This is a genomic window from Crocinitomix catalasitica ATCC 23190 (genome assembly GCF_000621625.1).
Lineage (GTDB): Bacteria > Bacteroidota > Bacteroidia > Flavobacteriales_D > Crocinitomicaceae > Crocinitomix > Crocinitomix catalasitica.
This window is the reverse complement of record NZ_KK211318.1, coordinates 51447-64406: the sequence shown is the minus strand read 5'-3', so window position 1 is coordinate 64406 and position 12960 is coordinate 51447. Positions and strand designations below refer to the sequence as shown.

General features: G+C 34.3%; 14 protein-coding genes. 8 read left to right on the top strand and 6 right to left on the bottom strand.

Features of this window, described 5'->3' with window-relative positions:
• The first annotated feature begins 5 nt into the window (after positions 1-5).
• A complete protein-coding gene (locus T367_RS0118720) occupies positions 6-953 on the top strand; it encodes a phosphoribosylaminoimidazolesuccinocarboxamide synthase (protein ID WP_027421200.1) in 948 nt (315 codons plus the stop codon).
• A 279-nt stretch (positions 954-1232) separates the two neighbouring features.
• Here the strand turns inward: T367_RS0118720 and T367_RS0118715 are convergent, their stop codons facing one another.
• Genes T367_RS0118715 through T367_RS0118705 form a run of 3 tightly spaced genes read right to left on the bottom strand, consistent with a single transcriptional unit; the run spans position 1233 to position 3851 of the window.
• Positions 1233-1775 carry a T9SS type A sorting domain-containing protein gene (locus T367_RS0118715; RefSeq protein ID WP_027421199.1) on the bottom strand — a complete coding sequence of 181 codons (543 nt, stop codon included), beginning with the start codon at positions 1773-1775 and terminating at the stop codon, positions 1233-1235.
• 12 nt (positions 1776-1787) lie between these two features.
• Complete coding sequence (locus T367_RS0118710) at positions 1788-2606, bottom strand: hypothetical protein (RefSeq protein ID WP_157454313.1); 819 nt, start codon at positions 2604-2606, stop codon at positions 1788-1790.
• A gap of 3 nt (positions 2607-2609) precedes the next feature.
• Positions 2610-3851 (bottom strand): hypothetical protein, encoded by a 1242-nt coding sequence (locus T367_RS0118705; protein WP_157454312.1) that lies wholly within the window; start codon positions 3849-3851, stop codon positions 2610-2612.
• Between the two features lie 100 nt (positions 3852-3951).
• Here T367_RS0118705 and T367_RS0118700 point away from each other — a divergent pair, with 100 nt between their 5' ends.
• Positions 3952-4524 carry a uracil-DNA glycosylase family protein gene (locus T367_RS0118700; protein WP_027421196.1) on the top strand — a complete coding sequence of 191 codons (573 nt, stop codon included), beginning with the start codon at positions 3952-3954 and terminating at the stop codon, positions 4522-4524.
• A 239-nt stretch (positions 4525-4763) separates the two neighbouring features.
• Positions 4764-7190, top strand: a complete 2427-nt coding sequence (gene pheT, locus T367_RS0118695; RefSeq protein ID WP_027421195.1) for a phenylalanine--tRNA ligase subunit beta — start codon at positions 4764-4766, stop codon at positions 7188-7190.
• Positions 7191-7196: 6 nt separating this feature from the next.
• Here pheT and T367_RS24330 read toward each other — a convergent pair whose 3' ends face one another.
• The 3 genes from T367_RS24330 to T367_RS0118680 all read right to left on the bottom strand — a co-directional run bounded on the left by T367_RS24330 (position 7197) and on the right by T367_RS0118680 (position 9799).
• Entirely contained in the window at positions 7197-8588 is a 1392-nt protein-coding gene (locus T367_RS24330; RefSeq protein WP_027421194.1) for a proprotein convertase P-domain-containing protein, read from the bottom strand.
• A complete protein-coding gene (locus T367_RS0118685) occupies positions 8585-8875 on the bottom strand; it encodes a Fes1 domain-containing protein (RefSeq protein ID WP_027421193.1) in 291 nt (96 codons plus the stop codon). Before T367_RS0118685 ends, T367_RS24330 begins: the two co-directional genes overlap by 4 nt.
• A 177-nt stretch (positions 8876-9052) precedes the next feature.
• Positions 9053-9799, bottom strand: a complete 747-nt coding sequence (locus tag T367_RS0118680) for a DUF4197 domain-containing protein (protein WP_051568669.1) — start codon at positions 9797-9799, stop codon at positions 9053-9055.
• Positions 9800-9881: 82 nt separating this feature from the next.
• On the opposite strand from T367_RS0118680, the gene T367_RS0118675 reads away from it, so the two are divergent.
• From T367_RS0118675 to ftsY, 5 genes are all read left to right on the top strand, one after another.
• Entirely contained in the window at positions 9882-11123 is a 1242-nt protein-coding gene (locus T367_RS0118675; RefSeq protein WP_027421191.1) for a CinA family nicotinamide mononucleotide deamidase-related protein, read from the top strand.
• Between the two features lie 154 nt (positions 11124-11277).
• Positions 11278-11514 carry a 50S ribosomal protein L28 gene (rpmB, locus tag T367_RS0118670; RefSeq protein ID WP_027421190.1) on the top strand — a complete coding sequence of 79 codons (237 nt, stop codon included), beginning with the start codon at positions 11278-11280 and terminating at the stop codon, positions 11512-11514.
• Between the two features lie 20 nt (positions 11515-11534).
• Positions 11535-11723 (top strand): 50S ribosomal protein L33, encoded by a 189-nt coding sequence (rpmG, locus tag T367_RS0118665; protein ID WP_027421189.1) that lies wholly within the window; start codon positions 11535-11537, stop codon positions 11721-11723.
• A 49-nt stretch (positions 11724-11772) separates the two neighbouring features.
• Positions 11773-11928: a DUF4295 domain-containing protein gene (locus T367_RS24580; protein WP_072032229.1), complete on the top strand. Its 156-nt coding sequence runs from the start codon at positions 11773-11775 to the stop codon at positions 11926-11928.
• 70 nt (positions 11929-11998) lie between these two features.
• Positions 11999-12952 (top strand): signal recognition particle-docking protein FtsY, encoded by a 954-nt coding sequence (gene ftsY / locus T367_RS0118655; protein WP_027421188.1) that lies wholly within the window; start codon positions 11999-12001, stop codon positions 12950-12952.
• The last annotated feature ends 8 nt before the right edge of the window (positions 12953-12960 follow it).

Sequence of the window (12960 nt, the reverse complement as noted above, 5' to 3'; positions counted from 1 at the left end):
TAATTATGAACGCAATTAAAGATTCACATTTCGAATTCCCAGGTCAAACGGCCGTTTACAACGGAAAAGTTAGAGATGTACATACAATAAATAACGATTTTATCGTAATCGTTGCTTCGGATAGAATTTCAGCTTTTGACTATATTCTTCCAAAAGCAATTCCTTATAAAGGACAAGTTTTAAATCAATTAGCTGCTAAATTCTTAAAAGCAACAGAAGACATTGTGCAAAACTGGTTATTAGATACACCTGACCCGAGTGTTGCTGTTGGTCATAAATGCGAACCATTTAAAGTAGAAATGGTTATTCGAGGGTATATGGCTGGTCATGCGGCTAGAGAATATAAAGCAGGTAAAAGAGTTTTATGTGGTGTTGCATTGCCTGAAGGCATGCATGAAAACGATAAGTTTGCGCAACCTATCATCACGCCAGCTACCAAAGCTGAAGAAGGTCACGATGAAGACATTTCTCGTGAAGAGATTATTCGCCAAGGAATAGTTTCTGAAGCGGATTATATCCAATTAGAGAAATTCACTTATGCCCTATTCCAACGTGGAACGGAAATAGCTGCCAAACAAGGTTTAATTCTTGTTGATACTAAATACGAGTTTGGTAAAAAAGACGGTCAAATCTATTTGATTGATGAAATTCATACGCCAGATTCTTCTCGCTATTTTTATGCAGAAGGATATGAAGAAAGACAAGCTAAAGGAGAAAAACAAAAACAATTGTCTAAAGAATTTGTTAGAGAATGGTTAATTGAAAACAATTTTCAAGGTCTTGATGGACAAACTATTCCAGAAATGCCTGAAGCTTTTGTAAATACTGTTAGTGAACGTTATATTGAATTATACGAAAAAATCACTGGTGAAAAGTTTGTTAAAGCAGATGTGAGTAACATTGAAGAAAGAATCAATAAGAACGTTCTCGATTTTATCAATTCGGTAAAATAATTTGGGTAATAAAAGGTAGATCCAACTACGCGTAAAGCTTCGTTGGACAACGTGTTAGACCGATACGCTTCAAGCCACTGTAGTTTTATGCGTCATACCTTCGGCAAGCCTATGGTACCCGAATAGTGATGGTGTTTGATGCAAGATTAGATATTAGGAATGTTATGCTAAATGAGACCCTCATACCTATCCCGTAAACTTAAACTATAAAAAAAACAGCAATTGGAATTCCAATTGCTGTTTTTTAAGAAGATTACTTTTCCAGTATTCTGGGTAATTTTATAGTTTGCTGATTTTTCTAGTAATAGTTCCTCTTTCTGAAGCAACTTGCACCAAATAAGAACCAGAAGGAAAATCAGATAAATCAATTTCTGTTACATTCTTTTGATTCAATACCGGAGAACCAAGGATATTATAAACGATAACATCAATTGGTAATTCACTCACTAAATGTAATTGACCATGCGTTGGATTCGGATAGATAGATAAATTAAATCGTTCTTCTCCATCTCCAATACTCGCTTCATCAACAACTCCCTCTTCTACTACAATTGTCATTGTAGCATAACCACAATAAAGATCAGTTACAGTAACAGTATAAGTCCCCACTGACAAATCGACTAAATCTTCTTCACTCGACTCAAAACCATCTGGTCCAACCCAGTTGAATTGATAAGGTGCTATTCCACCGCTTATATTTAGTTCTATTGAACCATCATCCATTCCAGGCGTCGTATTCACAACAGCAATATCTACGTCGTCTGCAAATGCAAACCCCGTTGACAATGCAAATCCCAAAACCAAAAGTTGAATTTTTTTCATAATTGTCTATTATTAATTCAATATTTTTTTACTTAATTGTTTTATATTTTCATTCATTGTTAGTGCAGAATTCAGCTGCTCTAAAAAATAAATTTCTCCAGTATCTCTGTTATCAATTATTAAGCCAATATTAAGACTAACATTTGTAACTTGATCTACTTCTTTTATTAACAAATCATCAATTTTAAAAAGCTGACCATCAATCAACAACAAATATAATGTATTCTTTGATTCAAAAATCCAAAATGGTCCAGAAATTTTCAACGAAATATCCATACCCGTATTCCAATTGACACCATCGTAATTCCAAATAGATATTTTGTCATTATTCGAAATTGCCATCCAATATTTATCATCAAAAATAACCCCATCAAAATAAAAATGATTCAAATATTTTGATTGTTCTGCAATTGCTAAATAAGGTTGATTGTATGTTAACATCTCTTGATCAATACTCTGATCAATGATATCCAAAACTGTCGTTTCACTCCATGGCTTTAACGAATCTAATGCTATTTTTTTGATCGATTCTGCTCGGTCATTTAATGGATGATTAATAAAGTTAATTGCATACATCGTGTCATTAACCAAGTCCCATGAGAAAGGGTTTGTTTGCACCTCTATACTTCGTCCTGCGGGTAAAGCCCGTTTCTCTGCTCGACTTAAAGAATCATTTAGACCACCAAAAAATAAGGTCCCCATTTGGTGTTCATTATCTATCGAAACATAAGCATACTTATTATTCTCTACAATGATTTTCCGCTCAACAGTTTGTCCAGAGACATTCATTGAAAGTACGACAGATAGTATTAATAAAATTGATTTAAACATATATTAATAAGTCGTAATATTTTCTCTTAACTCTGTTATTTCCATATCATTTGTAAACCTCGCATGTGTCACACCACCTGAAGTATATCTATAACCCCAGCCGCTAAATCCTTCAAAAGGAATATCCTCAAGACTATCAAAAGTAACACCATAACAAGCATCATAATAAACACCATCAATTTTAGAAATTTGGTGGTTATTAAAGTACGAACTTGGGTTCGGCGAACATTGGCCTGGCAATCCTGCTTCATCTGATACATCTTCTGTTATGAAACTATAATCTGTATAAGGCGGTGGTATTAATGTTGTATACGTGTTTTCATAAGGGAAGTCAGCACAACCTGTTCCTGTTGGCGCTCCGAAACTCCAGTTTTTTACTAAAAATCTATTTACCGAATTACCACAGACATAACTAGTACGCGGTGTTATATAAACATAATTATTCGAACGTTCTATACCTTGAATTTTGATACAGGCTAAAAACAATTGTGCGAAAGTATAACACTGTGCATTCTTATACTTTAATAGCGCAGCTAAATTTGTATTATAGGTTCCTTTTGGTTTATAATAATGTAAACTATCGCTATTGTGGTTTAAAACTATTTGATCTGTAAATTCCGACCAAATACCAGCTATAACATCAGTTTCAGACGAATTCATATCCGCATTTCTACAACTAATATCATAAACAGAATGGTACCAATCAAATAAACCAGTTCTTGCCATTGGCGCATTTTTAGTCACATACAAAGTATTGCGAGAAGTATCTACAGTTCTCCAAGTTTCACCTGAATCAAAAGAAACATCCCAACCAATATTAAAAGTATCAAAATAACGAACAACAGCTGATTCGAAAACTGTATTCGCTTCGTGTGATGGATAGTTAAATGTATAGGCTCCAGGTTCAACATTTGTAACAGGCACAACTACAGGTTCAAAAGTCATACCTTCTGGACAAATACCTCGCACTAAAATAGAATCTGGCGCTTGGTCACAAAACATATTAAAACTTGCTGCCGTTACAGGCGCACTGCCACTAACATATGCTACAGGAAGTTGATTTTCTTCACCGGCTAACCATTCTATTCCTGTATAGCTGCCGGTACCATTGTCTTTTTTGATTGTCAATAATTCACCGCCATAATCCACCGAAAGCAATTCAAATTCAGGATAAACAAAATTCTGTCCAAACAAACCTCCTGACAAGAAGATCGAGAAAATAAAAAGCAGTGAAAATGATTTCATATGTTAATTAATTAGTGTGACTATATCTTAATATACGTATTAAATGACAAATAGCTGCTTTTATCTACTACCGAATAACTAAATTAGTCAGTATTATATCATGGAATCAACATTAAAGGAAATACGAAAGTGTCAAATTTGCAGCGATAAACTACCGCATCCACCGCGCCCAGTTCTTTCGATATCAAGCCACTCTATAATAATCATCATAGGTCAAGCGCCTGGCGCAGTTGTGCACCGAACAGGTAAACCTTGGGATGATAAAAGTGGTGAGCGATTGCGCAAATGGTTAAATGTTGACAATGACTCATTCTATAACACATCAAACTTCGGCATTCTACCAATGGGGTTTTGTTATCCTGGCAAAGGAAAAAGTGGAGACTTGCCCCCCAGAAAAGAATGTACTTCCGCTTGGCATGAGCTTATTATTTCACAATTAAACAATACAGCCTTAGTTCTACTAATTGGCAGTTATGCCCAAGATTATTACTTAAAACATCTCCCGAAACAAAATTTGACCTCGCGTGTTAAGGCGTATAAAAACTATTTGCCAGATTATTTTGTTCTCCCTCACCCGTCGCCTAGGAATGGTATTTGGTTGAAGAAAAATGACTGGTTCGAAAAAGAAGTTATTCCAGAATTGCAATTTTTAGTCAAAAATACACTGACTTAATACTTCAATAATGAGAAAACTCCATGATATAGAAATTCTTAAATGATTACAGTAGCCTTATCTGAATTCAGATTCTTTGAAACGAATTCGACTTAAAAACCATGTTTTGTCTATAAAAATTGAATTCAATTAGCCAGTCCAAAATTGATTAATACGAATTAAATAAGAAGTTTTAAAACCATAATTTCAGAATTGCACATGTAATAATTACCTTTGCGTGATTAGCAATAAAAAGCAGCATGAAAATATCTTATAATTGGCTTAAAAATTACATTAAAACTGACCTTTCAGCGGAAGCTGCATCGACAATTCTAACCGATACAGGTTTGGAGGTAGAAGGTTTAGAAAAAGTTGAATCTGTAAAAGGAGGTTTACGAGGTGTAGTTATAGGTAAAGTCTTGACGAAAGAAAAACATCCTGACGCTGATAAACTAAGTGTAACAACTGTTGATTTAGGATTAGATGAACCCGTTCAAATTGTTTGTGGCGCTCCTAATGTTGAAGCCGGACAAACCGTTGTTGTTGCTACCGTTGGTTCAGTTATCTATCCAGATCCGAACGAACCTTTGAAAATTAAGAAGTCAAAAATAAGAGGCATTGAATCTTTCGGAATGATTTGCGCAACAGACGAATTAGGTCTAGGCGGATCACACGATGGAATTCTTGTCATTAAAGAAGATATAAAAACTGGTACCCCTGCTCAAAAATATTTCGACCTAGAGGATGATTATTTAATTGAAATCGGCTTAACACCGAATCGTGCAGATGCAATGGGACATATAGGTGTTGCAAGAGATTTAAAAGCTTATTTAAACTTTCACGAATCTGCTAACCTAGAATTAAAATGGCCGGTTGCTGCCATTCCAGCCGCTGAAGCAAGTAAAGTTGATATTAACATTCAATATAAAGCAGGTGCTCCAAGATACGCTGGCGCAACAATAGAAAACATTACAGTTAAACCTTCTCCGGATTGGTTGCAAACTAGACTGCGTTCGATTGGGATGAAACCGATTAATAATATTGTGGATATAACAAATTTCGTAATGCACGAAACAGGTAATCCTTTGCATGCATTTGATTTGAATATTGTTGGTAACGAAATCAACGTTCGTTTGGCAAAAAAAGATGAAAAAATCACCACTTTAGATGATGTTGACCGTACTTTAACGGAAGATGACCTTGTCATTGCGAATAAAGATAATGCCATGTGTATTGCAGGTGTTTTTGGCGGAGCTGATTCTGGGGTAACGAATGATACTAAAAGCATATTCTTGGAAGCTGCTTATTTTAATCCTGTTACAATAAGACAAGCAGCAAAAAGACAAGGCTTAAATACAGATTCTTCTTTTAGATTTGAAAGAGGTGTTAACCCCGAAACGATAATTTACGCTAGAGATAGAGCGATTTCTTTAATTCTAGAACTTGCAGGTGGCGATTTAACGGGCGTTGAAGATGAATACTCTGAAAAAATTGAAAACTTTAAAGTTGATTTTAATTTTGATAGATGTCGTCAATTGTGTGGTGTTAACATAACAAATGAAGAGATCATTACTATTCTTAACAATCTTGATATCAATATTATCACCCAAGATAATAATGATGCACAATTGGAAGTTCCTAATTATAGAGTGGACGTATTGAGAGAAGCTGATGTAATTGAAGAAGTATTGAGAATTTATGGTTTTAATAAGGTTCCACTGCCTGAAAAACTGAATTCAACTATCAGCCTACAAAAAGGTCCAGATAAAGAGAAAGCTTACAATAACGTAGCAGACTATTTGGTAAGCAATGGTTATAGTGAAATTATGAATAACTCTTTAGTTAATGCTGAAATATTGACTAAAATTAAATCAGAAGTTTTCCAATCGCAAAATGATGTACAAATATTAAACCCTTTGAGTAACGAACTGGATGTGATGCGTCAATCTATACTTTTTGGAGGATTGAAGAGTATTGCTTTTAATCAAAATAGACAGCGTCCAGATGTGAAACTTTTCGAATTCGGAAAGGTTTACAGTAAGCGAGGTGAAAAATATATTGAAGAGCAAAAATTAGGCATTTGGTTAACAGGTAAACAATTATCTGAGAACTGGAATACAACAGGAAATAAAACAGACTTTTATCAATTAAAACAAGTCGTTGAAAACATATTGAATAAGTTAGGCATTTTAAAAGGAGAGCGAGTGACTGAATTAAAAAGTGACCTACTTGAAGACGGATACACCATTCAAATAGCCAACCAAGCAACTGTAGAAATAGGATGGATAAATGCCGCTATTTTAAAAGAATTCGAAATAAAAGACAAAGTATTCTATGCCGAATTCAACTGGGACAAAGTAATCGATTTATTAAAATTGAATAAAATTAGTTTGAGTCCAATTCCTAAAACACAATTCGTAAGAAGAGACTTCTCCTTATTATTAGATAAAGCTGTTAAGTTTGATGCTATATCTGCAATAGCGACTAAAGTAGATAGAAAAATATTAAAAGAGGTAGGTTTATTTGATGTGTACGAAGGGAAAAATTTAGAGGAAGGCAAGAAGTCATATGCCGTATCATTCATTTTCCAAGACAATGAGAAAACATTGACAGATGGACAAATAGATAAGATAATGGATAAAATTCGTTTACAGCTTGAACAACAATTGAAAGCGGAGTTAAGGTAATATAGATTACCTATTGACTTTTCTTACCGATCCATCTTCATAAATATAAACCTTTGCGCCAATATAACTTTCTGTTACTTGCTGTCCAAATAAATTCACAATCATGAATACTTTTGATTGATCAACACGATTATCTATTGATTCCATTCCAATGATTTTCGACTCACCATCTATATCAACTTGTGTTAAACGATAATAATTTATAGATTTATTATAGTCAACATCGGAGATGGAGTAATGAGTCATTTTTGAAGTATTACCAGCCCCCTTAACGCGTGCAACAGTTTCCCATTCAATAAAATCTATCGATCTCTCAATTAAAAAATAATCAGAATTTAGTTCCGAAGCTGTAACCCAATTGAACAAATTCACACCTTGATCATTAAAAAGTAAAACATCGGTAAGCTCTACAGGCAAGGGTGTACAATCAAGTGAGGCGCCATCAGTCAAACTCCAATTTAAATCGAATGAGGAACCATCCGATGTAAAATTGTCAATTACTAGAATAAAAACCTCCCCTTCTAACGCAGTTATAGCATTAACAAAACCATCACCAAAATCATTTTCCGAATTGTCCCCAGCGCCAACTTGAAGTCCTGTATCACCAGTCGTACCAGCATACGAACATCGCAAGGGACTTTCATCGATAGGACATGTAATCATAGCCATTGGTCCCCAAACTGCAAAATCATAATCAACAGCTGTTTCAATCGTAAAGGCAAACACTCCATCGCTAGCGGCTTGAAAATAATACCATGAAGATTCATGTTCACCATTTAGACAACCATCGTTCGATCCATTCAAATCAACAAAATTACCATCACCATCACTATTACCAGTAAAAGTTGAAGAGCTACAGACTTGTGTTCCGCCACCACAATCGGCTTCTAAAGGAACACCTGGACACGGTACTGAAGCGGAAAAAGTAAGACTAAACTCATTAAGCACACCTACTGTTCCCGACTGATCATCACGCAACCACAATATCCAAGTTCCATCCGCATTCTGTCCATTATTCACTTGCTCTAAATCACCCTCAGGAATATAACTTCCATCAAAAGGAGCTGTGCCGAATACAACACTTGTTGCGGCTATCATATCGAAACAAGTAACAATATAATTATTCCCATCGCCTCCATTATCCGTTGTCAATTCATAAAAAACACCATCTGGATCAAAAAGATAAATATCTAAATCAGAATCACGATTATGCGAAATATCAATACAAACTTCACTTAATCCAAAATCGCAATCAATCTCACCAATTCCAGAAACAATCACCTCTTCTGTTACAATTCCTGGGTCAGGAATAATAACCCCTGGTACCGATGTAAATGTTTGACTGAAAAGCCCCCCCAAAAAGAATAAAAAAGTAGTAAAAAGGCATCCATTTTTCATAAGTTGGATTTTACGATAGTCCCCACTAGAATAAAACCTTCGGATTCTAGATTATTCGCCAAATCTATTAAATCGAAATCTTGTTGTGAATGCATTTCAAATTCATCCAGAGCGTCATGAAAGTAGAAAGTTTTAACTTTGAGTAACTGCCTTATTTCATCAATACAACCTTTCGCTTGTCCAGGACTGGTGACTCCGATAATGCCAAATTCATATTTATACTCTTGTCCATTGACATCCGGAACATATGAGAAAATAAGAATTAGATATAAAATTAGATTTTTCATTTGGGGTGATTCTAATTGATACGCTTAAAAGAACTAGTATTTTACATAAAGTAAATCCCTCTTAAATTACAATTAAATCCAATCACATCCAAATTAGACGCAAAAAAAAGTCCAAATGAACCAATTTTCAATTGAAAAATAGTTCATTTGGACTTTTTTTAAATCCGTACTATTGTACTATAAACTTCCAAATACCTTTTGAAGAATCTCAGTTACCCTTGCTGCAGGATCTTTTCTTATTTTATTTTCTTCTTCAGCTACTAAAGTAAACAAACCATCAATACCTTTTTGCGTGACATAATTATCAAGACTTGGATTCACTTCATCTTTCCCTGTGAATTTAGCAAACTTATTATAACGTGTAGCCACTGGTTCCCAATAACTTGTTAATTTAACTTTTTCAATTGCATCATGAACTACTGGGGCAAATGCCGCTACTAAAGAAGCAGATGTCTTATCCTTTAAAAAATTAGTCGCTGCATTCTCTCCACCTTTTAGAATATTAAAACCATCTGCAATACTCATATTAGTGATTGCATCAATAAATATGGGAGCTGCCAATTTAGAGGCTTCTTCCGCTGCTCTATTTAATGTTAAAGTAATTTCATCTACTTTTCCTTCTAATCCCCATTCTATTGCTTTATCCTTTAATGCTTGTGCATCTTCAGGGAATGGTAATTTTATTAAATCATTTTTAAAGAAACCATCTTGCATACTAGCCCTGCCAGCACCATTTTGAATACCTATTATTAAGGCTTCTTTTAAACCTTTAATTACTTCTTCATTAGTTAGCGCCGCTGTTCCGGTTGATTCACTTCCCGCACTAATCACCTCATTCGCTACTTCTTCTAAAATATCACATCCAGAAATTCCAACCATTAAGAAGGCTCCAGTTAATAATCCAATAATTCTCGTTTTTATCATTTTAAAAAATTTGGTCAAACTTATTTATATCTTTATAATCAAAAATAATACCAGCGCGTAAAGATATAACTTATTACAAAAGATGACTGCATCAATAATTACAATTGGCGACGAAATATTAGTCGGACAAACAATTGATACCAATTCGGCTTTTATAGCTAAACAACTTCATTTTATCGGGGTAAAAATTAGGGAAATAAAAAGTATTTCAGATACAGAAAAACATATTCAAGAAGCTTTAACGGAAGCATTAAAATATGACGATTTCATTTTTCTTACAGGAGGTCTAGGTCCTACCAATGACGACATCACAAAGAAGGTACTTACCGAATATTTTGATGATGAATTAATACTGTACCCAGAGATTCTCAATAAAATTAAATTTTTATTTGCGCGCTCTAAGAAACCATTTTTAGAAGTAAATATGCAGCAAGCCATGTTGCCTAAAAATGCACAAATCATAGAAAACATGAATGGAACAGCTAGTGGTATGCTGTTCAAAAAAAACAACCAATACATTCTTTCAATGCCTGGTGTTCCTTACGAAATGAAAGGAATCGTAGAAACTTATATTCCTATGATACAGGCCGAATTTGGCATTGGGAATTTCTATCATAAAACAAGAATCATTGCTGGAATTGGAGAATCCTATTTAGCTGAGATGATAAAAGATTGGGAAGAAAGCTTAAGAAATGAAAAAATTACAGTTTCTTACTTACCTAATTTAGGCACATTAAAATTGAGACTGACAGGTCGTTTAGATCAGAAGGAAATTATAGACTCCGCTTTAGAAAAGTTGGAAAAGGAACATCCTAAATATGTAGTTGGAACAGAAAATGAGACATTAGAGTCGGTAGTTTGTGATTATTTAGTCTCAAAGAAGCAAACACTCGGCACAATTGAAAGTTGCACTGGAGGCGCATTGTCTAAAAAAATTGTCAACATTTCTGGCGCTTCTACTTTTTATGAGGGATCATTAATTACATATTCCAATCGATTAAAAGCAAATTTGGTGAATGTTAAAGAAACAACTTTAGAAAAACACGGCGCCGTTTCGGAAGAAGTTGTTCGAGAAATGGCTATAAATGGTAAAAAGATTCTTGGAGTTGACTATGCAATTAGTATATCTGGAATTTCTGGTCCAAGTGGTGGAACGAAGGAAAAACCTGTTGGATTAGTGTGGATGGCCATTGCCACACCTGAAAATGTTTACTCAAAATCATTTAATTTCAGCCAAAATAGAACCAGAAATATAGAATTAACGGCATCTGCAGCGCTCAACTATTTAAGGTTAATTTTACTTGGGTTATATATAGAAGAATAAGATAAAAACACTATCTTTGCAAACTCAAAACCAATAGGGTTTGCAAATAATTTTAAGAATAATTTATATTTTTGCTTTTTTACTTGTATAAGCAAAAAATAGTTAGTTACTTTGCACTCCATTTTTGGAAGTAGAGCAGAAAAAAATATAGGAAATGTCAAAAATTTGTCAATTAACAGGAAAAAAGGTAATGAGCGGAAACAACGTTTCTCACTCAAAAAGAAGAACACGTAGAAAGTTCTTACCTAACCTTATCACAAAGAAATTTTATATTCCCGAAGAAGATAAGTATATCACTTTAAAGATTAGTACATCTTCTTTGAGAACAATCAATAAAATAGGAATCACTGCAGCGCTTAAAAGAGCGAAGCAACAAGGATTCTTAAAATAACCTTTTTATAAAGCATCACAATGGCGAAGAAAAGTAAAGGAAATAGAATCCAAGTTATTTTAGAGTGTACAGAACACAAAGAGTCAGGAATGGCTGGTACATCTAGATATGTAACAATGAAGAACAGAAAAAATACTCCAGACAGATTAGAGATTAAGAAATTTAATCCTATCTTGAAGAGAATGACTGTTCACAAAGAAATTAAGTAAAACAAATTTAACGTTATTCAACTAACGTTTTCTTTAAATAAATAAAGACATGGCTAAAAAGACAGTAGCAAGTTTACAGACAGGTGGCGGTAAAGAGCACACAAAGTGTATCAAGATGGCAAAGAATGAAAAAACTGGTTCATACTCTTTCAAAACTGAGATTGTACACAATGACATCATTAAAGATTGGTTCGAAAACAACTAATCAATTGATTTATTAATCATATTATAGCTTCTTTCAATATATTTGGGAGAAGCTTTTGTTATATTTAGCAATGGGAATTTTCAATTTTTTTTCAAAAGACAAAAAGGAGAGTCTAGACAAAGGTTTAGAAAAGACTAAGTCGAGCTTTTTATCTAAATTAACAAGAACGGTTGTCGGTAAATCTAAAGTTGATGCCGACGTTCTAGATGAACTTGAAGAAGTTTTAATCACGTCAGATGTTGGTGTTGAAACGACTTTAAAAATCATTGAAAGAATTGAAGAGCGAATTGCCCGTGATAAGTATGTAAATACGGACGAGCTTAACAATGTTCTTAAACAAGAAATTGGTAAACTCCTCGAAGAGAACAATACAACAGATCTAGTCAATTTTGACGTGCCAAATATTTCAGAATCACCATATGTAATTATGGTTGTTGGTGTAAACGGTGTTGGTAAAACGACAACAATTGGTAAATTATCTCACCAATTTAAAAAGAACAATAAAAGTGTAATTCTTGGTGCTGCGGATACTTTTCGTGCTGCGGCTGTCGATCAATTAATCATTTGGTCTGAACGTGTAGGCGTTCCAATTATTCAACAAGGAATGGGTGCTGACCCTGCCTCTGTTGCTTTTGACACTTTACAATCAGCCAAAGCTCAAGGAGCAGATATTGCAATTATCGATACAGCCGGAAGATTACACAATAAAGTTAATCTGATGAACGAGCTGTCGAAGATTAAAAATGTAATGAGCAAAGTCATTCCAGGTGCCCCCCATGAAATCTTGTTGGTTTTAGATGGATCTACTGGTCAAAATGCTTACGAACAAGCGAAACAATTTTCATTAGCAACAGAAATTAATGCATTGGCCATAACAAAATTGGATGGCACAGCAAAAGGTGGCGTTGTAATTGGTATTTCTGACCAAATGAAAATCCCTGTTAAATACATCGGTGTTGGAGAAGGAATTGAAGATTTACAGATTTTCAATAAAGCACAGTTTGTAGATTCGCTTTTTAGCTAATCAATGCC